17 protein-coding genes are annotated in these 22237 nt (G+C 40.6%); 7 read left to right on the forward strand and 10 right to left on the reverse strand.

Annotated elements, in window-relative coordinates; all coding sequences use genetic code 11:
* Positions 1–81 precede the first annotated feature (81 nt).
* Positions 82–2157 (forward strand): M13 family metallopeptidase, encoded by a 2076-nt coding sequence (locus tag RF53_RS00150; RefSeq protein ID WP_039036245.1) that lies wholly within the window; start codon positions 82–84, stop codon positions 2155–2157.
* Between the two features lie 256 nt (positions 2158–2413).
* Here the strand turns inward: RF53_RS00150 and RF53_RS00155 are convergent, their stop codons facing one another.
* Genes RF53_RS00155 through secA form a run of 3 tightly spaced genes read right to left on the reverse strand, consistent with a single transcriptional unit; the run spans position 2414 to position 6666 of the window.
* Positions 2414–3484, reverse strand: coding sequence for a phosphotransferase enzyme family protein (locus RF53_RS00155; RefSeq protein ID WP_039036246.1), 1071 nt, complete (start codon positions 3482–3484; stop codon positions 2414–2416).
* 14 nt (positions 3485–3498) lie between these two features.
* A complete protein-coding gene (gene mutT / locus RF53_RS00160; protein ID WP_039036247.1) occupies positions 3499–3897 on the reverse strand; it encodes an 8-oxo-dGTP diphosphatase MutT in 399 nt (132 codons plus the stop codon).
* 60 nt (positions 3898–3957) lie between these two features.
* The gene (gene secA / locus RF53_RS00165) at positions 3958–6666 is read right to left on the reverse strand and encodes a preprotein translocase subunit SecA (protein ID WP_039036248.1); all 2709 of its coding nucleotides are present in this window, start codon (positions 6664–6666) and stop codon (positions 3958–3960) included.
* 406 nt (positions 6667–7072) lie between these two features.
* On the opposite strand from secA, the gene RF53_RS00170 reads away from it, so the two are divergent.
* The gene (locus RF53_RS00170) at positions 7073–7843 is read left to right on the forward strand and encodes an NADP-binding protein (RefSeq protein WP_039036249.1); all 771 of its coding nucleotides are present in this window, start codon (positions 7073–7075) and stop codon (positions 7841–7843) included.
* Positions 7844–7851: 8 nt separating this feature from the next.
* Here the strand turns inward: RF53_RS00170 and hutH are convergent, their stop codons facing one another.
* From hutH to hutC, 3 genes are all read right to left on the reverse strand, one after another.
* Positions 7852–9384 carry a histidine ammonia-lyase gene (gene hutH, locus RF53_RS00175; RefSeq protein WP_039036250.1) on the reverse strand — a complete coding sequence of 511 codons (1533 nt, stop codon included), beginning with the start codon at positions 9382–9384 and terminating at the stop codon, positions 7852–7854.
* A 2-nt stretch (positions 9385–9386) separates the two neighbouring features.
* A complete protein-coding gene (gene hutU / locus RF53_RS00180; RefSeq protein WP_006793078.1) occupies positions 9387–11060 on the reverse strand; it encodes a urocanate hydratase in 1674 nt (557 codons plus the stop codon).
* 70 nt (positions 11061–11130) lie between these two features.
* A complete protein-coding gene (gene hutC / locus RF53_RS00185; RefSeq protein WP_039036251.1) occupies positions 11131–11838 on the reverse strand; it encodes a histidine utilization repressor in 708 nt (235 codons plus the stop codon).
* 120 nt (positions 11839–11958) lie between these two features.
* Between hutC and hutI the strand changes: the two genes are divergently transcribed.
* Together hutI and RF53_RS00195 are read left to right on the forward strand one after the other, a co-directional pair.
* The gene (gene hutI / locus RF53_RS00190) at positions 11959–13206 is read left to right on the forward strand and encodes an imidazolonepropionase (RefSeq protein WP_039036252.1); all 1248 of its coding nucleotides are present in this window, start codon (positions 11959–11961) and stop codon (positions 13204–13206) included.
* Positions 13207–13330: 124 nt separating this feature from the next.
* Positions 13331–14992, forward strand: coding sequence for an EAL domain-containing protein (locus RF53_RS00195; RefSeq protein ID WP_039036253.1), 1662 nt, complete (start codon positions 13331–13333; stop codon positions 14990–14992).
* 125 nt (positions 14993–15117) lie between these two features.
* Here RF53_RS00195 and RF53_RS00200 read toward each other — a convergent pair whose 3' ends face one another.
* Together RF53_RS00200 and rraA are read right to left on the reverse strand one after the other, a co-directional pair.
* Positions 15118–16179 carry a formimidoylglutamase gene (locus RF53_RS00200; RefSeq protein WP_039036254.1) on the reverse strand — a complete coding sequence of 354 codons (1062 nt, stop codon included), beginning with the start codon at positions 16177–16179 and terminating at the stop codon, positions 15118–15120.
* Position 16180: 1 nt separating this feature from the next.
* Positions 16181–16678, reverse strand: a complete 498-nt coding sequence (gene rraA, locus RF53_RS00205) for a ribonuclease E activity regulator RraA (RefSeq protein WP_006793083.1) — start codon at positions 16676–16678, stop codon at positions 16181–16183.
* Positions 16679–16883: 205 nt separating this feature from the next.
* On the opposite strand from rraA, the gene RF53_RS00210 reads away from it, so the two are divergent.
* The 3 genes from RF53_RS00210 (at position 16884) to RF53_RS00220 (ending at position 20440) form a co-directional block, all read left to right on the forward strand.
* Positions 16884–17423 carry a phosphatase PAP2 family protein gene (locus RF53_RS00210; RefSeq protein ID WP_006793084.1) on the forward strand — a complete coding sequence of 180 codons (540 nt, stop codon included), beginning with the start codon at positions 16884–16886 and terminating at the stop codon, positions 17421–17423.
* Complete coding sequence (locus tag RF53_RS00215) at positions 17420–18451, forward strand: MJ1255/VC2487 family glycosyltransferase (protein ID WP_039036255.1); 1032 nt, start codon at positions 17420–17422, stop codon at positions 18449–18451. Before RF53_RS00210 ends, RF53_RS00215 begins: the two co-directional genes overlap by 4 nt.
* A 108-nt stretch (positions 18452–18559) precedes the next feature.
* Complete coding sequence (locus RF53_RS00220; RefSeq protein WP_039036256.1) at positions 18560–20440, forward strand: methyl-accepting chemotaxis protein; 1881 nt, start codon at positions 18560–18562, stop codon at positions 20438–20440.
* 23 nt (positions 20441–20463) lie between these two features.
* Here RF53_RS00220 and RF53_RS00225 read toward each other — a convergent pair whose 3' ends face one another.
* Together RF53_RS00225 and hslU are read right to left on the reverse strand one after the other, a co-directional pair.
* The gene (locus tag RF53_RS00225) at positions 20464–20838 is read right to left on the reverse strand and encodes a gamma-butyrobetaine hydroxylase-like domain-containing protein (protein WP_039036257.1); all 375 of its coding nucleotides are present in this window, start codon (positions 20836–20838) and stop codon (positions 20464–20466) included.
* Positions 20839–20903: 65 nt separating this feature from the next.
* On the reverse strand, positions 20904–22232 hold the full coding sequence (gene hslU / locus RF53_RS00230; protein ID WP_006793088.1) for an HslU--HslV peptidase ATPase subunit: 1329 nt from the start codon (positions 22230–22232) through the stop codon (positions 20904–20906).
* Between the last annotated feature and the right edge of the window lie 5 nt (positions 22233–22237).

Here is a 22237-nt window from a genome sequence, read left to right on the forward strand (position 1 = left end):
ATAGCTGACTGCTATCTTGTTAAAGAGCTTAATGGAGTTGGTATGAGCAATTTATAAAATTGACTAACAAATGGATTAATTATGAATAAAGTAACAATGGCCGCTGCAAGTATTGCACTTGCGCTTGGCTTAGTGGGTTGTGGCGAAAAACAACAAGAAACCCAAGTAGCCGACACTCAAGCAGCAACAGCACCGGCAGAGAAACCGTTAGAGCTAGGTATTGAATTGGCTAATATGGACAGCTCAGTTCGCCCGCAGGATGACTTTTACTACCATGTAAATGGCACTTGGTTAGCAACAACCGAAATTCCAGGTGACAAGTCTAACTATGGTTCTTTTTCGCAATTATATGATGAGTCGCAAAAAGCGATGAAAACGGCGCTTGAGAACGCCGCGGCCAATAAGTCGGCTGAAAAAGGCAGCGACGAGTATAAAATTGGCGCGTTTTATAAAAGCTATATGAATAAAAACGCCCGTAATGAGCTAGGTGTTACACCGCTGCAACCGTCGCTAGATAGTATTGATAGTGTGGAATCTAAGTCTGATCTAATTAGCCTTATGGCGTCTATTCAACAGCAAGGCGGCACTTTACCGTTTGGTTGGTTTATCAATAACGATGCTAAAAATTCAAGCGAATATGCTTTGTATTTATCTCAATCTGGCTTGGGTTTACCTGATCGCGATTACTACTTAAAAGACGATGAGAAGTTTACTAAAATTCGCGCCTCTTATGAGCAATACATAACTGATGTATTAGCTAAAGCGGGTGTCAAAGAGGCCGCACAAGCAGCAGCAAGCGTACTTGCCTTTGAAAAAAACATTGCTGATGCGCAGTGGAGCCGTGTACAAAGCCGTGATGCAACTAAGTCATACAATAAAATGACCCTAGCAGAGGCTGATAAACTTGCTGGAGAGCTTGATTTATCGACGTTTTTTAAAGAGGCAGGTGTAAACACCGCTGATATTATTGTGCGCCAACCAAGCTTTTTAGAAGCGCTGGGTGGTATTTATCAAAACACCGACTTAGCAACCTGGAAAAACTACCTTAAGTTTCATTTTGTTAGTGGCTATGCGCAGCTATTAAATGATGATTTGGTTGACCTTAAATTTAACTTTTACAGTACTACATTACGTGGTGTAGAAGAGCAAGCACCACTTTGGAAAAAAGCCGTAGATGCGTCTAACAGTGTGTTAGGTGAAATTTTAGGTAAAGTGTACGTTAAAGACAATTTTCCGCCTGAAGCTAAAGCACGTATGGAAGAGCTAGTTGATAACGTAATTAAAGGTTACAGTGTTGCAATTGAAGGTCTTGATTGGATGGGACCTGAAACAAAAATTGCAGCACAGGAAAAACTAGACAAATTTATTCCTAAAATTGGCTACCCAGATAAGTGGAAGGATTACTCTGAGCTTGAAATTAATTCAGACGAGCTAGTAGGTAACTACATCCGTTACAGCCAATGGGCGTATAAAGACATGATTGCCAAATTAGGCAAACCTGTTGACCGTTCAGAATGGTACATGACACCGCAAACAGTGAATGCCTACTACAACCCGGTAAACAACGAAATTGTATTCCCTGCTGCTATTTTACAACCGCCATTCTTTAACTTAGAAGCGGATGATGCGGTAAACTATGGTGCTATTGGTGCGGTAATTGGACACGAACTTGGTCACGGTTTTGACGACCAAGGTTCTAAATACGACGGCGATGGTAATTTACGTAACTGGTGGACTGAAAGCGACCTTAAACAGTTTGAGGAGCGTTCAGGTGCGTTAGTTGAGCAATTTAACAAGTACAAACCGTTTGACGATGCGAATGTAAATGGTGAGCTTACGCTTGGCGAAAATATTGGTGACCTAGGTGGGTTAACAGTCGCATATAAGGCATATCAGCTATCATTAGGTGATAATAAAGCGCCAGTTATTGATGGTTACACAGGCGATCAACGCTTCTTTATGGGGTGGTCGCAAATTTGGCGTCGTAACTACCGCGATGAAGAATTACGTAACCGTTTAATGACCGACTCGCATTCACCAAGCCATTATCGTGTAATTGGTATTTTGTCTAATATGCCAGAGTTTTACGAAGCGTTTGATGTAAAAGAAGGCGACAAAATGTATATCAAACCAGAAGACCGTGTAAAAATTTGGTAATCAGATAATGTTATACCAATCCGCAATAATACTTGATTATTTTTAGGGGCTAAAAGTGTCGTTATCTGCGTTAAAAAATTCTCATTTAGAATAACTAAATAACGAATTTTTTGCCTAGCTATCAACACGTTTATCTATCCTCAAAATAGATCACTTAATTAAGCAGATTGGTATTAGTTAACTAAAAACCAGTTAATAAAAAAGCCAGTAAGTTTAACTTACTGGCTTTTTTGATACGAAATTTTAAACGCTTACTTTATTGTTTCATTAGGGTTTCGTACATCCATGCTTCGTTAACTAAAATGTTTTTATATAAAGCGAGTTGGTTTTGAGTGCGTACTAAATTGTGTTCGGGGTATGCGGTTTTAAAGTACACGTCGTTATTTAAGTAATCTGTTAAAAAGCGCACACTGAGCATCAGGGGCATTATTTTAGCACCTAAAAGTAAACTGCGCTGTTCTTGTTTACTCAATATTGGTTTGAGTGGTGCTAAGTAACCTTTAACGAGTGCTTCAAAAACCTCTTTTCTAATAACAACCTTATCAAGACGTGTCGAATCCTCTGCTTCTGCACAGCAAAATGTACGTACCATATCGCCAAAATCGTGTAATAAAAAACCAGGCATGCAGGTGTCTAAATCAATAACAGCTTTCGCTTTATGAGTTTTACTGCAGTAGAGCATATTATTGATTTTAGTGTCGTTGTGGCAAACTCGAATAGGTAAATGCTGAGTTATAGCTTTAAGTTCATTCACTAAGTGTTGTTGCGATAAGCAAAATTCAATGTCTTTTTTACAGCGGTTAAGCCTGCTTTCATCACTATGCGTCATTGCTGTTTTTAGCTGCTCAAAGCGCATAGCCAAATTATGAAAATCATCAATCACAGTATGCAGTGTGGCAGTGTCAAAATCGTGTAAGGCACTTGCAAAAGTACCAAAGGCCAAAGCAGCTTGATGCGCTTGCTCTGGGTTTTTAACAACATCCTCGCTGTAACTGTGCTCAATATAGTTAAGTACGCGATATGGCTCTTCATTAAGTATGGTTAAATACTCGTTGTTGCCTGTGTTAATGTGTTTAACAATATCGAGCGGATAGTTTTTTTGCTTCTGCTTAGTATTTAGGTGTTGCTCAATAAATTGTGCGTTACTGACAATTTGAGCTGGGTACTTAAATACATGAGTGTTAAGTTTTTGCACAATAAATCGCTGATCAAAATGTGTTAGTAGCCATGTGCTATTGATATGGCCGCTGCTGATGGTACTCAACTGAGTTGCTTCAGGGTTGAGTTTTAGCAGTTTACTCAACGTATTTTGTACAGTGTTATTCATTGTAACTCACTTAATCAAGCGTATCGAGATTGCAGTTTTTCAATTATTTCAGCATTAGCGGCAGGGAAGTCATAGTGAGTTAACTCACTAATATTTACCCATTCACTAGGTTGCCCTTCAGCGCCATGCGCTTCACCGCTAAAGTTACTGACAACGTGAATATCGAGTTTTACGCATTTGTCGCCATAATCATGTTCGATCACCATGAGCTGGCTAGAGCTGTGAATAGTAATACCTACTTCTTCAGCCAACTCACGTTTAAGCGCTGCAAATACACTTTCATTCGCTTCAACTTTACCACCAGGAAACTCCCATAAGCCACCTTGATGTTGGTCATCGGCACGTTTGCAGATAAATATTGCATTATTTTTTTTAATTACACCAACGGCTACATTTACTATTTTTATTGTCATATTTTTATCCCATAAAAAAAGCGACGCAAGCGCCGCTTTTTAATTACTTACAATGCGTGGTTATTTTAATTTACCACAACATTGCTTGAATTTTTGACCTGAACCACAAGGACACGGATCGTTACGACCAACTTTTGGCTCTGTTCTGGCCATTACCGTCGCACTTGGAGGTGCTTCGCCGCCTACATGCTCAGCTTCTTCATGTTGGTACTCGCGAGGGGCATTTTCACTCTTACGGTGTTGCTCTTCTACTTTTTCAACATCTTCTTCTGCACGTACTTGTACTTTACTTAAAATGCTAACTACATCAACTTTTAAGTTTTCAAGCATTTCAGAGAACAGTTCAAACGACTCGCGTTTGTACTCTTGCTTTGGATTCTTTTGCGCGTAGCCACGTAAGTGAATACCTTGGCGTAAATGATCCATCGCCGCAAGATGATCTTTCCAATGTTGGTCAAGACTTTGAAGCATAATTGCTTTTTCGAATTGACGTAGAACTGAATCACCAACTTGCTGCTCTTTTTGCTTGTAAGCTTGATCAACAGCTTCTTCAATACGCTCACGAAGTTTTTCTTCGTATAGTTTATTGTCGTCTGCTAACCATTGAGTAATTGGTAGCTCAATTAAGAAGTCTTGTTTTAAGCGCTCTTCAAGACCTGGTACATCCCACATTTCTGCAAGGCTTTGTGGAGCAATGTATTGATCTATTGTATTGCTTAGTACGTCACCACGAATTGCAGTGATAGTTTCTGAAATATCACCTTCTTCAAGTAATTCATTACGCTGAGAGTAAACAACACGACGTTGATCGTTTGCTACGTCATCGTATTCAAGTAGCTGTTTACGAACATCAAAGTTACGTGCTTCTACTTTACGCTGTGCATTTTCAATTGCGCGGTTAACCCATGGGTGTTCAATTGCTTCACCGCGTTGCATACCTAGTTTACGCATCATGTTAGTCATGCGCTCGCCGGCAAATATACGCATAAGCGCATCGTCCATCGAAAGGTAAAAACGGCTAGAACCAGCATCACCTTGACGGCCAGAACGACCACGTAATTGGTTATCTATACGGCGCGATTCATGGCGCTCAGTACCAATAATGTGCAAACCGCCAGCATCAATAACTGCATCGTGGCGAAGTTTCCATGCTGCTTTAATTTCAGCAATTTTTTCATCAGTTGGATTATCAAGTTTTTCAACTTCGCTATTCCAGTTACCACCTAGCACAATATCGGTACCACGACCGGCCATGTTAGTTGCAATGGTAACAGTACCAGGTAAACCTGCATCTGAGACGATATCAGCTTCTTGTGCGTGGAATTTAGCATTAAGTACATTGTGCTTAATTTTTTCTTTGCGTAAAAACTGTGATAAGTACTCGGAGCTTTCAATTGAGATAGTACCTACTAGTACAGGCTGTCCGCGTTCTTGACAGTCTTTAATATCAACTAAAATAGCTTCGTACTTTTCTTCTTGCGTTAGGTAAACTAAATCAGCGCGATCATCGCGGATCATTGGCTTATTAGTTGGCATAACAACGGTATCTAGGCCATAAATTGACTGAAACTCAAATGCTTCTGTGTCGGCAGTACCGGTCATACCCGCTAATGTTTCGTACAAACGGAAGTAGTTTTGGAACGTAATAGACGCCAATGTTTGGTTTTCGTTTTGAATTTTAACACCTTCTTTAGCTTCCACAGCTTGGTGTAAACCTTCAGACCAACGACGACCTTCCATTGAGCGACCAGTATGCTCGTCAATGATGATAACTTCGTTTTCTTTAACAACGTAATCAACATCTTTTTGATATAATTTGTGCGCGCGAAGTGCAGCATATACATGGCTTAACAAGGTAATACTTGCGGCAGAGTACAGCGAATCGCCTTCTTCAATTAAGCCGCGCTCGCTAAGTAAATCTTCTACTTTAACTTGGCCGCGCTCAGTTAAATGAACTTGCTTAGACTTTTCATCGATTGTGTAATCGCCGTCACCTTCAACACCTTCCTCGTCTTCTTTTTCTTGTAATTCAAGTAAAGGAACGATGGTATTTATTTCAGTGTATAGCTGTGAGCTGTCCTCGGCTGGACCTGAGATGATAAGCGGTGTACGCGCTTCATCAATTAGGATTGAATCAACTTCATCGACTACAGCGTAAAATAATGGACGCTGAACGCGCTCATCAATACTAAATGCCATGTTGTCACGAAGGTAATCAAAACCAAACTCGTTGTTTGTACCGTAGGTAATGTCAGCAGCATACGCTTGCTTTTTTTGTTGTGGCATCATGCCAGGCACATTGCAGCCAACCGTTAGGCCTAAAAATTCAAATAACGGACGGTTAGTTTCAGCATCGCGTTTTGCAAGATAGTCATTCACGGTAATAACGTGAACCCCTTTACCTGTTAAGCCATTTAAGTAAGCAGGTAAGGTTGCAGTAAGTGTTTTACCTTCACCGGTACGCATTTCTGCAATACGGCCTTCGTGTAAAACCATGCCGCCTAGTAACTGTACGTCAAAGTGGCGCATGCCATTAACGCGTTTAGATGCTTCACGAACTACTGCAAATGCTTCAGGTAGAATATCGTCAAGGCTTTGTCCGTTATCGTAACGTTCTCTGAATTCTGCTGTTTTAGCGCGTAAATCTTCATCAGAAAGGGCTTCTAACTGCGTTTCTAGCGCATTGATTAGCGCGACCGTCTTTCTAAAGTTTTTAATAGTGCGGTCGTTGCGACTACCAAAAATCTTGGTAAATAAATTAGATATCATGATAAAACCGTTACAATCAATTCGTTGTTAGCCGCGTATCGGCTAACCCATTTTTAACAATTGGTAATTAATATGTGCTTTTAAGTAACACTTAGTACATATTAATTAGCAATTTTGTATTAAACCATTCAAAAAGCACTGTTTATTACGTGCGCTACTATACCAGACTCTGCCAAACAACAAACTATCTCAGCCAAAAGATCTGTATATAAAATAGAAAAATTTGATCTGCATTCTAAAAAAGCCGTGGTATTAACTCATTACTATAAAAATAGTAATGAGCTATGAATATATGGTGCTTAAAAAATTAAAAACAAGGGGGGCGTTACATTTGTGAACTTTAGAAAATTATGCTCAGATAACAGCATTAAACAATGGTGCGCTTAACGCGAAGGTGTGTTTCAACATGCAAAATAAGGTGAATAAATTAGTTGTATTGGGTGCTGGCTGGTTAGGTCATGCGCTATGTGTTAATGCACAACAGGCAGGTTGGAAGGTGCAGGGTACTCGTCGGTCAAATACACGAGAATTTGATTTTGAGCGCCAGTTTAAATTAGAAGGTAATCAGCTAATACATCAGGTTGATTTAGACAATGCGTTTTGGGTCTGTGCTATTCCACCACGAAGTCGTCATAGCGAGAGTAATTACCCAGAAACACTTACTGCAGCCTTGGCGTTGTCTAAAAAGTTAAATGCAAAAGGGTTTTTATTATGTTCATCCACAGGGGTTTACGACCAAGAACCCGGTGTATACAGTGAAAGTAGCGATATTGCTTGCGCCAATCCAAGGCAAACAAAATTATATCAGGCCGAAGAGCAAGTCCTTGAGCAAAACGGCAAGGTACTGCGTTTAGCAGGATTACTTGGCCCAAACAGAGAGCCGGGTAAGTTTGTTGCGGGTAAAGAGCTTAATACTTCAAGTCAGCAAGTGGTTAACATGGTGCATCAGCAAGATGTAATAAATGCTATTTTTGCGGTAATAGCGCATTGGCAAGTAGGACAAAATATTTACAATATCGTTAACCCCGAGCACCCAACAAAAGCCGATTACTATGCATTAAAGTGTAAGCAGAATGGTGGCGAAATGCCAAAATTTACGAGCGATGAAAAAGCTGAGCGCAAGGTTATTGGCTCAGCGATAGAGGCGTTAGACTTTACTTACCAGTACGGTATTTAACACTTATTTTAATAAGAAGGGAGTGGGTTGTGGTCAATAAAGTCGCACAATTTACCTTCGCTCAATAGGGCGTTAGTTTGTTCTATATCGGGTGCAAAATAGCGATCTTTATCGTAGTAGGTCACGTATTCGCGTAGTAAATTTTTTGCCTTTAATACTTTTTCACACGGGCTTAGCGGTTTTCTAAATTCTAAGCCCTGTACTGATGCAAGCCACTCTATAGCCAAAACACCTTGTGTATTATTTGCCATCTCTTGTAACCGCCTCGCGGCAAACGTAGCCATTGAAACGTGATCTTCTTGGTTGGCAGATGTTGGTAAGCTATCTACAGACGCGGGATGCGCAAGCGATTTATTTTCAGATGCCAATGCTGCTGCTGTTACTTGAGCAATCATAAAGCCAGAGTTTACGCCACCGTTTTCAACTAAAAAGGGCGGTAATTTTGATAAGTTAGAATCAATAAGTAGAGCAATTCTGCGCTCTGCTAAAGCGCCAATTTCAGCAATTGCAACAGCGAGGTTGTCGGCGGCCATAGCGACAGGTTCAGCGTGAAAGTTTCCGCCAGAAATAATATCGCCTACATCGGCAAATACGAGTGGGTTGTCGGTTACACCATTTGATTCGCACAGCAATACATCAGCAGCTTGGCGTATTTGTGTTAAACACGCACCCAATACTTGAGGTTGGCAACGTAAACAATAAGGGTCTTGTACTTTTTCGCAGTTTACATGGGAGTCGCTAATTTGTGATTGAGTATCAAGCAAATCTCTAAACACTTGTGCGGTATCTATTTGACCACGTTGCCCACGAATTTCGTGAATACGTGAGTCAAAGGGAGCGCGGCTCCCCATTGCTGCTTCAATACTTATAGAGCCTATTACACAGCTTTGCGCATATAAATCTTCTGCTCTAAATAACCCCTGTAATGCAAAAGCGGTAGACGCTTGAGTACCGTTAAGCAGCGCTAAACCTTCTTTTGCTGCAAGCGTAAGCGGTTCAAGCCCTGCTATTTTCAAACCTTCAGCCGCACTGATTATTTTACCCTGATGGCGCATCTGGCCTTCGCTTAGCAAGGGTAAGCACATATGTGCAAGTGGAGCTAAATCACCCGAAGCGCCAACAGAGCCTTTTTTAGGAACGCATGGGTAAACTTCACTATTTAGCAACTGTATAAAAAACTCGATGACTTGTAAGCGAATGCCAGAAAAGCCACGAGAAAGTGAGTTGATTTTTAGTGTAATCATCAATCTTACTGTGCTGTCGTCCATGTACTCGCCAATGCCAGCGGCATGAGAAAGCACAATTGAACGCTGAAGTAGCTCAAGCTCGTCATCGGCAATTTTGGTATTAGCAAGCAGGCCAAACCCGGTGTTAATCCCATACACTGTGCGTTGCTCATTAATGACATTTTGAACGGTTTGTGCGCTGGCAGCGATTTGAGATTCGGCATTTTTTTCAAGGTTTATTTTTACACTTGATGCATTAATCTTTCTTAGACTATTTAAATCAAGTGAGCCGGGTGTGAGAGTTAGTTCGACCATGATTATTCCTCGTTCAGCATTGGTAAGTCTAGGTTTTGCTCTTTGGCACAGTTTTTTGCGATGTCGTAACCGGCATCTGCATGGCGCATTACACCGGTAGCGGGGTCATTCCAAAGCACGCGACCAACACGTGCTTTCGCTTCGTCTGTACCATCGGCAACAATAACAACACCTGAGTGTTGGCTAAAGCCCATTCCTACACCACCGCCATGGTGAAGTGATACCCACGTAGCACCGCTTGCAGTGTTAAGCAACGCATTAAGCAATGGCCAATCAGAGACGGCATCTGAACCATCTTTCATGCTTTCTGTTTCACGATTAGGGCTTGCTACTGAGCCAGAATCAAGATGATCACGGCCAATAACAATAGGTGCTTTAAGCTCACCATTTTTTACCATTTCATTAAATGCCAGTGCTAGGCGTGCTCTGTCTTTTAAACCCACCCAGCATATACGAGCCGGTAGGCCTTGGAATTGAATGCGTTCGCGCGCCATATCAAGCCAATTGTGCAAATGCGCATCATCAGGGATTAGTTCTTTTACTTTAGCATCTGTTTTATAAATATCTTCTGGATCGCCCGATAAAGCGACCCATCGAAACGGGCCAATACCTTGGCAAAATAATGGGCGGATATAAGCTGGAACAAAGCCAGGGAAATCAAATGCGTTTGTAACACCTTCTTCAAATGCCATTTGGCGGATATTATTACCGTAGTCAGTGGTTGCTGCGCCTGCTTTTTGTAGGGCTAACATGGCATTAACTTGTACAGCCATTGATTGTTTGGCTGCTTTTACAACCGCTTTTGGATTTTGTTCACGCATTTTTGCGGCGTGCTCCATAGTCCAACCTTGTGGTAAGTAACCATTAAGTGGGTCGTGTGCTGATGTTTGGTCAGTCACTATATCGGGTGTAATGCCACTGCTTACAAGTGTGCTAAATATATCTGCAGCGTTGCCCAGCAAGCCAACCGAAATTGCTTTGTCGTTAACGCATGCGTCAGTAATTAACTGCAGTGCATGTTCAAGATTTGTGGCTTTTACATCAACGTAGCCAGTTTTAATGCGAAAATCGATGCGGCTTTCGTCACACTCAACAACTAAGGCGCAAAAGCCCGCCATAGTTGCCGCCAGTGGCTGCGCGCCGCCCATGCCACCAAGGCCACCTGTTAACACCCATTTACCTTTAGCTTGACCATTAAAGTGTTGTTTAGCCATGGCTACAAATGTTTCGTATGTGCCTTGTACAATGCCCTGAGAGCCAATATAAATCCAAGAGCCAGCCGTCATTTGGCCATACATCATTAAACCTTTTTTATCTAGCTCGTTGAAGTGCTCCCAGTTAGCCCAGTGGGGTACCAAGTTTGAATTTGCAATTAAAACGCGAGGAGCATTGCTGTGTGTTTTAAATACGCCAACAGGTTTACCTGACTGAACAAGCAATGTTTCGTCATCATTTAATCGGTCTAGGGTTGCTATTATTTTATCAAAACTTGGCCAATCACGTGCCGCTCTACCAATACCACCATAAACAACTAATGCGTGAGGATGCTCTGCAACCTCAGGGTCTAAATTGTTCATGAGCATGCGTTTTGCCGCTTCAGTTTGCCAGCTTTTTGCGCTTATCATATCGCCATGCGGTGCACGTATTACGCGACTTGTGTCGAGTCGGTTAGTCATGTGTTGCTCCTGTTGTATATACAAGGTGATTTGTCACAAAATAAGCGCATGATGCGCAATCTTGTTTATCTTATTTTTTAAACGTTAAGTGTCCGCCCAAGCGGTATTTGCTACCAGGCGATACAAGTCGTGCAAAACTTACAATACCGTTAACTGACCATGTTCTGCGAATAACTTGCAGGCAAGGCTCTTCGTTATATAGGTTTAACCATTGGCACATTTCGTTGTTGGGCATAATGGCTTCTACTGTGTGTCTAGCTTGAGTAAGAGGTGCAACACTTGAAAGATACTCATGAGGAGTCGTTGCACTAAAATCTTGTTGTAAATAGCCGCTAGCAAGCGCAGGGTTTACAAAGCGTTCTTCAAGCTGTATTGGACTGTCGTTTTCGTTATGAACCAGTACGCTTCGGTACACGACGCTATCTACTTCTACTCCTAGTGCGATAGCAATAGGGGCCACCGCGTTTATTGATTCAAGTATAAGCACGCTACAGGTGTAGTTGCCGTTACGTTCTTTAACTTCATCGGCAATATTTTTAATTTCAAGTAATGAAGACTGCGACTTAAACGAAGCAACAAATGTTCCAAGGCCTTGGCTACGCGTAAGTATTCCAGCTTCTGTTAATTCGCTAAGTGCGCGGCGAGCAGTCATTCTGCTAACGCTAAATTGTGTGCTTAGCTCGTTTTCAGAGGGAACGCGTTGGTTTTCTTGCCACAAACCGCTGCGAATTTTATCAACAATAAATTGTTTTATTTGCGCAAATTTAGGTGTTGTCATTAACTGGGTAGCTGTATTAGGAGTAATTTATATTAAATAAGATGACACAATCCTCTTGTATATACAAGATGTGTTGTTAGACTATATTTCAATCATGTCAGGGTATGTATGGACTGCAATATGCAAAACACTCAACAAAATAATAACTTAGAAAATATAGATTTACTTTTAATCGATGCAAATATTGCCACAATGGATCCTACTAGAGATACACCTTATGGGATTATCGAAAATGCAGCGTTAGCCATTAAAAACGGAGAAATCGTGTGGCTAGGTGAGCAAGCATCGTTACCGCCATTTGACGCTTTTGCAACGCCAACTTTGAGCATAAAAGGGCAATGGCTAACACCTGGTTTAATAGATTGCCATACACATTTGGTATTTGCTGGTTCTCGTGCGCAAGAATTTGAGCAGCGATTACAAGGCGTAAGCTATGAACAAATTGCAGCGCAAGGCGGAGGCATTGCAAGTACAGTAAAAGCAACCAGAGCTGCAGATAGAGAGCAACTATTTGTTGATGCCAAAGACAGGCTCAATACACTGTTAAAAGAAGGCGTAACAACAGTTGAAATTAAGTCGGGTTATGGGCTTGATACCGAAAACGAAATTAAACTATTAGAAGTGGCAAGACTACTGGGTGAGCATCACCCTATTGATATAAAAACAACATTTTTAGGCGCTCATGCATTACCCAAGGAATACAAAGGCTGTGCAGATGAATATATTGATTTGGTGTGCAACGAGATGCTTGAGCAAGTCGTTGCAGGTGGCCTTGCCGACGCCGTTGATGTGTTTTGCGAAAATGTAGGGTTTAGTTATGAGCAAACTAAGCGCGTATTTGCGGCGGCGGCTAAACATAATTTGCCAGTAAAATGCCATGCAGAGCAGTTATCTAATCAGCATGGTGCTGAGCTGGTGGCCGAATTTAATGGGTTATCTGCAGATCATATAGAGTATCTTGATGAACAAGGTGTAGAAGCCATGGCAAAGGCCGGCACTGTGGCTGTGCTTTTACCGGGGGCATTTTATTTTTTAAGAGAAACTAAACAGCCCCCCATAGAGCTACTTAATCAATATAAGGTGCCAATTGCGATTGCGAGCGACTTTAATCCAGGTACTTCACCGCTGTGTTCGGTGCAATTAATGATGAATATGGCATGTACACTCTTTAGATTAACACCAGAGCAAGCACTGGCAGGTGTTACCAGTAACGCAGCTAAAGCTCTGGGATTAAATGATAGAGGAGTGTTAAAAGTGGGAGCCAGAGCCGACATTGCACATTGGCAAATAAGCCACCCATCGCAATTAAGTTACCAATTCGGCGTAAATAAACTGTCAAATTTATGGATTTTGGGTAAACTTAATTAGTTTGTATTATTTTTGTTCATATTTAACATGTTGTTGTTAAAGTTTTTTTACGAATACGAGTGCCGTTAACTTGAATATATTAACCGACAGTAATTTTCCGATTTTTTTTAGTGGAGCGCTTTTAATGGCGATGATCACCACTTTATTTTCGGTTAAAAATACCAGCATTAAATTTAGTTATTTATGCACAGGTGTTGTAGGTTTAGCTATTTTAAGTAGCGGTGAAGCATGGTTATCTATTTTATTGGCCTTTGGTTTTTGTTTTCATTTATGGCAATCATTCGAACGTAATAATTGGAGTATGATTATTACCAGCTCTGCCGCGGGACTGTTGTTTGTGGTGTTGTTTTCAGCACATTTGTTATTGGATGTGCCGTTATTTTGGGTTGTACTAGCTATATTACTGTGTGCTGTAGTTGGTTTGCTAAATGATGAAAGTGACGAGCCCAAGGTTAGCATGGCCCCAAAGCAGGTCGACGACGCCTTTGTAGAAGAGTCACCCCTTTCAGTATTTGCTAGCAAAAAAGAGTTACGCCAAGGTTACTACGTGTGGTGTGATGATACTCAAGTTGAAGCCGTGCTTATTATTATTCGACTTGAAGGCTTTGAGCAAGTTAATCAGCATATAGGCCGTGGCTTTGGCGATATTTTATTAGCGCAATCAGCAAATAGAATACAAGAACAATTAGAAAGCGAAGAAGTGATTACTTTAGTTGGTAATGAAAAACTTGCTCATTTAGGTGGATTAAATTTTGCGTTTATTTGCAGCTTAGCTAATCACAAGCATTTACACGAACAAATTATTGATACCATACTCGGTGCAACACTTAAGCCTTTTAATGTCGCCAATTGCACGGTTGAGGTGAAAGCGAGAGCAAGCTATGTTGCCTGTAACGAGCAAGATACTAACTTTGACGATTTAATTTCCTATGCCTACTTAGCCCTTGATAGCCAGCCTACTCAAAAAGTGGTGCCTTATCACCAGCAAATGATGATTGAGCAATTAGAACAGCAAGCGCGTTTAAAAGAACTTGCTAACATTGACTTTGCAAGTGAGCTTGAGTTGTATTTTCAACCGGTTATTTGTAATAAAAATGGTCAAATTGAATTTTTAGAATTGTTATTGCGTTGGCAGCATCCTAAACAAGGGATTTTATCTGCTAATCGTTTTATTGATGATATTAGAATTGCAGGGCTTGGTTACCCACTTGCTAAGTTTGTTATAGAACGGGCTGCAGAACTTGCTATGGCACTTAGAATGGAAGGCATAGCTATACCGCTAAGCATTAACGTATTTGGCCCAGAAATGCTTAATGAAGAGTTTGTTGAGTTTGTTGATAATGTAATAACAGAGCACAACTTACAAATGGGGGATTTAATTGTTGAGTGTCCATTACATATATTTACGGGGCTCGATGATAAAGGCAGAGCGATGATCGCAAGGCTGAACAATATTGGCTTAAAGCTTTGTGTTGATGGCTTAGGTGATAACCCTGTACTGCTTTCTAAGTTACCTAGCTTAGCGGTGGAATATATAAAAGTAGCGCCGTCATTAACGGCTGATTTTAGCAACCAAAATAATATCCGCAGTTTAGTTGGCGGTATGGTTGAAATGCATAATCAGCAAAAAACAAAAGTCATTTTTGAAGGGGTGGAAACCCTTGAGCAACTTAAATTTGTTAAAAGTTTAAATGCCTATGCTGCCCAAGGTTATTACTTTGGGCATCCGCTTAGTAGCATAGGCTTAATGAGCTGGTTAAAAGAGTGGCAACAAGCACAAGGTTAATTAGAGAGAGCGCAAAGGGCTTCTTTTTGCGCTACCTCACTGACGTTTCAAGGTTGTAATACAGGAGAGTAATGCAGCTAAGGTTACATTATCTATTAATTTATAGCCCCACATCACGATCAAATTTATTTGAATGAGCACTCGCTTTCTTTTGCCAGTAAGTAGCTATTTACCAATGCACTGATCACTTGTCCTACATGTGTGGCACCTATTTCAGGTCCGTTTGGGTGTTGGCTCGGTGATGCCTCACATAGGTGTAAGTATTTAGCGTTTCGGTTACTTGCTGCTTTATATATAAAATGTTCAGTGTCGCTGACACTAAACCCACAGCACGTATAGGCACTTACAGGCATAAATGTAATACTGTCTAGATCTACTTCAATGCCTAGGGGTAATGAATCAAAACCGTTAATAGCCTTATCAATAGACTGAGTAAGCGTTATGTCGCGTTTTACTTTGAGTGACTGGTAGCTATCAAACGTGAAGTTTGCCTGCGTCATGGCATCAATAATTGCTTGGTTATTTTTCTGCTCGTGTAGGCCAATAACATGGTAATTATTCAGTAGCTTCTCGTTATAAGCATATCGAAACCCATTGCCACTGTGGCGTCCTTCGCATTCTCTAAAGTCAGCATGAGGGTCAAAGTTTATTGCATTAACTGGTGTATACTGTGAACCACTAAGCGCACGAATAATCCCTAAGCAGTTATTATGCCCGCCACCAATCACAATTGGCTCAAGACCCGCTTTAAATATTAGATTTAATACACTTTCTACGCGCTCATCTAACTGTTGGCATAGCAAACGTAATTGCTGAAGTTGTTCAGGGTTTTTGTTGTTTAATTGGTTACTTTGCGCCATTAGGTCATCAACGTGGACTTCGCCAAGTAACAACACTTTTTGAGTGGCAATAAATTGATTATGAGGTTGGTTTAAAAACTTAGATAAAAAAGCAGGCCAGGCTTCACTTGCTCCACCATTGCCTAAATTTGCTTTAGGGCCAATGTCTTCACATATGCCTAAAAGCACATAGCGCATACCAAACTCAGCGGCATCAACAAGGGCTTGTTGAACATCTACGTGAGTGTCGAGTAAAGACATGGCTTGCCATGCTTTTTTTTCGTTTGCGCGGGTAGAGCATAAGGCTTTAACCGCGCTTTCATCATATACTTTTAACTGAGTGGTCACGTTATACTTCTACAACTTCCAACTCAAGTTCCTCAGCAGATAACACAATACCCGTGCTATCGGCATAGATGAAGTCGTCATCGAAAAACGACACACCAGCAAAGTTAACACCAATGCCATTTTCGCCAGCGCCTTCGCTGTCGGCAGCCACAGGGATTGATGCTATGGCTTGAATACCTACATCAAGCTCTTCTAGCTCATCCACATGGCGGACAGCTCCGTACACAACAATGCCATTCCAATTGTTTTCAAACGCTAGTTCAGCAAGTTCAATATCAATAAGTGCACGGCGAGTAGAGCCACCACCGTCAATTAATAGCACTTGTTCTGTACCGTCTTGAGATAGTATTTCGCGGATCAGTTCATTATTTTCAAAACATTTAACCGTTTTAATGCGGCCACCAAAACTGTGTCGACCACCAAAGTTGATGAACATTGGTTCTAGCACGTCAACCACGTCAGCAAAGTGGTCACATAAATCAGAAGTGCTGTAATCCATTATTTTATCCTCAAAAGGTACATTAATTTATAACTCAGTATACCTGCCTTATAACCAATAACAACGACTTAATCGTAGTAAATTTAAGCAAAACAAGGAGTAAATCAAGAATGGCAACAATAGTGTCTTAAAAGCGTCACTCAATTGTTATTTACAACACCTAAGCTAAATCAGTGTTCATATATTATGCGATGAGGAATAAGCAATGGGAAATAATAATATACTTAAAAAAGTAGCTCAGTTTGACGAGCGATTATTTTTAACTTTGTTTAATTGTAACTCACCTAAGTGGCTAAAAAAAATGGCGTTTGGATTATCTAAAAGTGGTGACGGCGGATTGTATTTAGTTATATGTGCAGGTGTGTGGTGGCTTAGTAAAAACGAGCTGCACCAGCTATTACCAATCGCAATAATGCTTGGCTTTATTATTGAGCGGCCCATTTACTTTTTAGCTAAAAAGTATTTTGCACGAATAAGGCCATGCGATTGTTTAGTAACCAATGCCTATATAGTACCGAGTGACAAGTTTAGCTTACCGTCAGGTCACAGTGCTGCCGCTTTTTTAGTTGCTATTATTTTGTGTCACTTTTTCCCTCAGTATGTATGGCTATTTTTAGGCTGGGCTGGTGGTGTGGCAATATCGAGAGTGGTATTGGGGGTCCATTATCCTGCTGATATTATTATTGGTGCACTGATAGGTAGTTCATGTGGGTTATTTGCATTGGCACTAGTGGTGCCAGCATGAAAATATTATACGGTATTCAAGGTACTGGGAATGGCCATATAACACGGGCCCGTGTTATGGCTAGCTGCTTTAAAAAACTAAATATTGACGTTGATTATGTTTTTTCAGGACGTGCAAATAAAGATTACTTTGATATGCACGACTTTGCGAACTATAAAAGCTTTAGAGGGCTGTCGTTTAATACTAAAAACGGGCAAGTAAAAAGCCTTCAAACCGTTAAAAATGCGCGTATTTGTAAGTTAGTGAAAGACATTAAATCGTTCGATGTAAAGCAGTATGACTTTGTGCTTAATGACTTCGAGCCAATTACTGCATGGGCAGCTAAACGAGCGGGTGTTCCTGTGGTTGGTATCAGTCACCAGGCGGCTTTTTTATCTAACAGTGTTCCTATGTTTAGCCGAGGTATTTTACGTAAGTCGTTAATAAAATATTATGCACCTGCTGATACGTATTTGGGGGTTCATTGGCAGCCATTTGCTGAAAACATTATTCCACCATTTATTGCACATCATGAACATAGTAATCCTGTTGCGATTATTAACAAAGTGTTGGTGTACTTACCCTTTGAAAACCTTGCTAGCATTATTGACTACCTAAAGGACTTTCCCGAAAAAGAGTTTTATTGTTATCACCCCGATGCGCAAAATAGATCGGTGGGTAATATACATTTACGTTCGCCTTCAAGATCTGACTTTTTAAATGATTTAGCCAATACAAGCGGCGTGATTGGTAATGCCGGGTTTGAACTTGCCAGTGAGGCATTAAAGTTGGGTAAAAAGTTATTACTAAAGCCGTTAGATGGCCAGTTTGAACAAAGTGAAAATGCACAAACATTACTCACTATGGGAGTGGCTCATGTAATGAATTACTTAAATCCACAAGCATTAGATGACTGGAATAATGCACCTCAAAACAGGCAAATTAATTACCCTAGCGACCCTGAACCACTTGTAGATTGGTTATTACAAAAACAGTGGCATAAAACTCAATTACTACACAGAGGTTTATGGGGCAGTGTTAATTTGTAATGCCATACATTTTTCAGGTATGACCAGTTTGCAAAAAGCTAAAAAAAATAAAAGCAGATTAGGACATTAGTCTATAATAAGGTTGCATATTAACCAAAGGTGTTTGAAATGAGTTTTTTAGAAAATTTAACGATTAAGAGGCGATTGCAACTTAATGCTTTGGTAGTTGGTTTAGCAATGGTTATTCTATTATGTGTAACTATTTTTGAGGCAAAGGAAAATCTTAAATTAAATCAGACTATACAGCTAGCGAAAGAGCTGAATATTCAGCAATTAGAGTTAAGAAAGCATGAAAAAAACTTTTTGTTTTACAAAACAGAGAGCTCTTTAGAGTCGTTCGAAAAAGAGTATGCAGTCCTGGATACAAAGTTAGCTGAATTACAGGCTTTAATGTCTAGTTTAAATATTGATACTCAAAAAGCAGCGCAATTAAAAAGCTTAGTTGCTAAATATAATAGCGATTTTAATAACGTAGTCTCTTTTCAAAGAAAAATAGGCTTAAATCCAAAAGACGCTCTTTATGGTGACCTAAGAAGTGCAGTGCATAAAGTAGAAACCTTACTTAACGAGCAGCAAAGCGATGAGTTGCTAGTACTTATGTTGCAATTAAGACGTGCTGAAAAGGATTTTATGCTGCGTTTAGATATCAAGTATCTCCCCCGTTTTGACGACACAATTACTAAGCTTGAACAAAGCCTTTCTCGTTCAACAATAGACTCAAACACCAAATCACAACTCAATAGTTTAATTGCTACTTATCAAAGTTCTTTTCAGGCGCTGGTAAAAGCCCAAGTTGAATTAGGAGTAAACTTAGAGTCAGGAGCTCTTGGTAAAATGCGAGAAAGCGTGTCAAAAAGTGACACTGTTGTTAGCCAAATTGTTGAGGAAACAGTAACTCATGTTAAAAACAGCGTAAGTGAGGCACAGTTTTTGGCAATTACTATTTTCGTTATTGCAGGCGTTATTGTTTTAGTATTGGTCTATTTTACTAGCCATTCTATTATTGTGCCTATTGAACGCGTTTATCACAGCATAAATGACATTAGGCGCAATAACGACTTAAGCGTAATGATAGAGCAAACAGGTAAAGATGAAATCACTATCATGACGACTGACTTTAACAGTTTAATAGGTGACTTTAAAAACCTGATTTATGAGGTTAATGGCGCACTAAATACTCTCAATGTAGCAACAGATCATTTATCTGAGAGCACAGCAGCCACAAGCTCAGGTATGCAAGAGCAATTACACGAAGCTGACATGGTTGCTACCGCAGCAACAGAAATGCAAGCGACTATTCAGGATATTTCGCACAACACTGAAGCGGCTGCTAAAAAAGCGGAGTCTACAAACTTGAGTGCTCAACAAGGCCGTAGCGAAGTTGAATCAACCGTTAACCATATCAGAGAATTGTCTGGATCTTTAGGCAGTGCATCTGATGTAGTGTCTCAATTAGAAAAAGACGGTGAAACGATTGGCTCGGTGCTTGATGTTATTCGTGGTATTGCTGAACAAACTAACTTACTTGCGCTTAATGCTGCAATTGAAGCTGCTCGTGCTGGCGAGCAAGGTCGCGGCTTTGCGGTGGTTGCTGATGAAGTGCGCTCATTAGCCCAGCGTACGCAAGAGTCTACTAGTGAAATAGAAGGGATTATTAATACCCTGCAGCAACGTACTCAGGAAGTTGTAAGCATTATGCACCAATGTCGCTCACAAGGTGATGAAAGTGCATCCCAGGCAATTAAAGCGGGCGAGTTGTTGGGTGCTATTACTGAAGATGTACAAACCATTATGGAGATGAGTACACAAATTGCCGTTGCTATTGATGAGCAAAGCCAAGTTGCATCAGAGGTTAATAAAAACGTGGTACGTATTAGAGACATAGCACAAGATGCATCAGAGCATGCATCGCGTAACGCGCAAACTAGTGAAGAGGTATCTGAGCAAGGTCGCGTACTATATGCTGCGATAGATAAATTTAAAGTCTAAATTTATTAAAGAGCCAATAAAGTTTAAGGAATAAACTTTATTGGCACACTGTCTTTGTTTTTTGTGTTTTCGCTCACACGTTCTAAATACTCATTCCATAACTGAGTCTGCTGTTCTTGCAGCTTAGCAAAATAGTTCCAGCTAAATAACCCGCTATTATGGCCATCGTCAAAATCTAGGCGCAATGCGTAAAGCCCAACCGGGACTATTTTTTTTATCCCGACTGATTGCTTGTTTAAAACCAGCTTCATAGGGGCAGAGCCATGGCCTTGTACTTCTGCTGATGGAGAGTGAACACGTAAAAATTCACAACTAAATACGGCTTTACTATCATCGTCAAAGTAAACATCTAAATTTTTGCTCACGCTATGATAATGCACTTTTGTTACGTGTTTCATGTTTTGTATCCCATTAAAAAAGCCCCCAATATGGAGGCTTTTAGTATAACTACTTATAGTACCAATTAAAGAATAAAGCGGCTTAAATCTTCATCTTCAACTAGTGCACCTAAATGTTTTTCAACATAAGCCGCATCAATAACTACCGACGACCCAGCTTGCTCAGACGCATCGTATGAAATCTCTTCCATTAGCTTTTCCATCACGGTATGAAGACGACGAGCACCAATATTTTCGGTTTTCTCGTTAACTTGCCATGCCGCTTTTGCAATACGCTCAATAGCGTCATCACTGTACTGAACATCAACTTGCTCTGTTTTAAGTAGCTCGCGCTGTTGCTCTGTGAGTGATGCATGAGGCTCTGTAAGTATACGTTTGAAGTCGTTTGCAGTAAGAGCTTCAAGCTCAACGCGAATAGGTAAGCGACCTTGTAGTTCAGGGATCATGTCTGATGGTTTAGCCATTTGGAATGCACCAGAGGCAATAAATAGCATGTGGTCAGTTTTAACCATACCGTGCTTAGTGTTTACTGTTGAACCTTCAATAAGCGGAAGTAAATCGCGCTGTACACCTTCCCGACTAACATCTGGACCCGATGAATCTCCGCGCTTACAAATTTTGTCTATTTCATCGATAAACACAATACCATTTTGCTCTACAGCAAATATAGCCTGCTCTTTTAGCTCTTCTGGGTTTACTAATTTGCCCGCTTCTTCTTCGGTTAGTAACTTAAAGGCTTCCTTAATTTTGAGCTTGCGCTTAGTGCGCTTATCGCCACCCATGTTTTGAAACATGCCCTGTAGCTGGTTGGTCATTTCTTCCATACCAGGAGGCGCCATAATTTCTACGTTTGGTTGTACTTGTGCTAAATCGATTTCAATTTCTTTATCGTCTAGTTGACCTTCGCGAAGCTTTTTACGGAATGTTTGGCGTGTTGATGAGTTTTCATCACGCTGAGTTTCACCGTATTGATCTTTAACAGGTGGTAAAAGTGCATCTAAAATACGATCTTCGGCCGCTTCTTCTGCGCGGTGTTTAAACTTTTTAGTTTGTTGTTCACGTGTCATTTTAATAGACACTTCAACTAAGTCGCGAATGATGGTTTCAACTTCCTTACCAACATAACCCACTTCGGTGAACTTGGTTGCTTCTACTTTAATAAAAGGGGCATTAGCAAGTTTGGCTAAGCGGCGCGCAATTTCCGTTTTACCAACACCTGTAGGACCAATCATTAAAATATTTTTTGGCGTTACTTCTGCACGTAAATCATCGTTTAATTGCATACGGCGCCAGCGATTACGAAGTGCAATAGCAACGGCTTTTTTTGCGTTAGCTTGGCCAATAATATGTTGATCTAACTCGTGAACAATTTCTCTTGGGGTCATAGCAGACATAGCGG

It is taken from the genome of Pseudoalteromonas sp. ECSMB14103 (assembly GCF_000813065.1).
Classification (GTDB): domain Bacteria; phylum Pseudomonadota; class Gammaproteobacteria; order Enterobacterales; family Alteromonadaceae; genus Pseudoalteromonas; species Pseudoalteromonas marina.

What these genes read in the sequence shown, in the direction of transcription:
- RF53_RS00150 (WP_039036245.1), top strand. Translation starts at nt 82, where the DNA reads ATGAATAAAGTAACAATGGCCGCTGCAAGTATTGCACTTGCGCTTGGC.
- RF53_RS00155 (WP_039036246.1), bottom strand. Translation starts at nt 3,484, where the DNA reads ATGAATAACACTGTACAAAATACGTTGAGTAAACTGCTAAAACTCAAC.
- mutT (WP_039036247.1), bottom strand. Translation starts at nt 3,897, where the DNA reads ATGACAATAAAAATAGTAAATGTAGCCGTTGGTGTAATTAAAAAAAAT.
- secA (WP_039036248.1), bottom strand. Translation starts at nt 6,666, where the DNA reads ATGATATCTAATTTATTTACCAAGATTTTTGGTAGTCGCAACGACCGC.
- RF53_RS00170 (WP_039036249.1), top strand. Translation starts at nt 7,073, where the DNA reads ATGCAAAATAAGGTGAATAAATTAGTTGTATTGGGTGCTGGCTGGTTA.
- hutH (WP_039036250.1), bottom strand. Translation starts at nt 9,384, where the DNA reads ATGGTCGAACTAACTCTCACACCCGGCTCACTTGATTTAAATAGTCTA.
- hutU (WP_006793078.1), bottom strand. Translation starts at nt 11,060, where the DNA reads ATGACTAACCGACTCGACACAAGTCGCGTAATACGTGCACCGCATGGC.
- hutC (WP_039036251.1), bottom strand. Translation starts at nt 11,838, where the DNA reads ATGACAACACCTAAATTTGCGCAAATAAAACAATTTATTGTTGATAAA.
- hutI (WP_039036252.1), top strand. Translation starts at nt 11,959, where the DNA reads ATGCAAAACACTCAACAAAATAATAACTTAGAAAATATAGATTTACTT.
- RF53_RS00195 (WP_039036253.1), top strand. Translation starts at nt 13,331, where the DNA reads ATGGCGATGATCACCACTTTATTTTCGGTTAAAAATACCAGCATTAAA.
- rraA (WP_006793083.1), bottom strand. Translation starts at nt 16,678, where the DNA reads ATGGATTACAGCACTTCTGATTTATGTGACCACTTTGCTGACGTGGTT.
- RF53_RS00210 (WP_006793084.1), top strand. Translation starts at nt 16,884, where the DNA reads ATGGGAAATAATAATATACTTAAAAAAGTAGCTCAGTTTGACGAGCGA.
- RF53_RS00215 (WP_039036255.1), top strand. Translation starts at nt 17,420, where the DNA reads ATGAAAATATTATACGGTATTCAAGGTACTGGGAATGGCCATATAACA.
- RF53_RS00220 (WP_039036256.1), top strand. Translation starts at nt 18,560, where the DNA reads ATGAGTTTTTTAGAAAATTTAACGATTAAGAGGCGATTGCAACTTAAT.
- RF53_RS00225 (WP_039036257.1), bottom strand. Translation starts at nt 20,838, where the DNA reads ATGAAACACGTAACAAAAGTGCATTATCATAGCGTGAGCAAAAATTTA.
- hslU (WP_006793088.1), bottom strand. Translation starts at nt 22,232, where the DNA reads ATGTCTGCTATGACCCCAAGAGAAATTGTTCACGAGTTAGATCAACAT.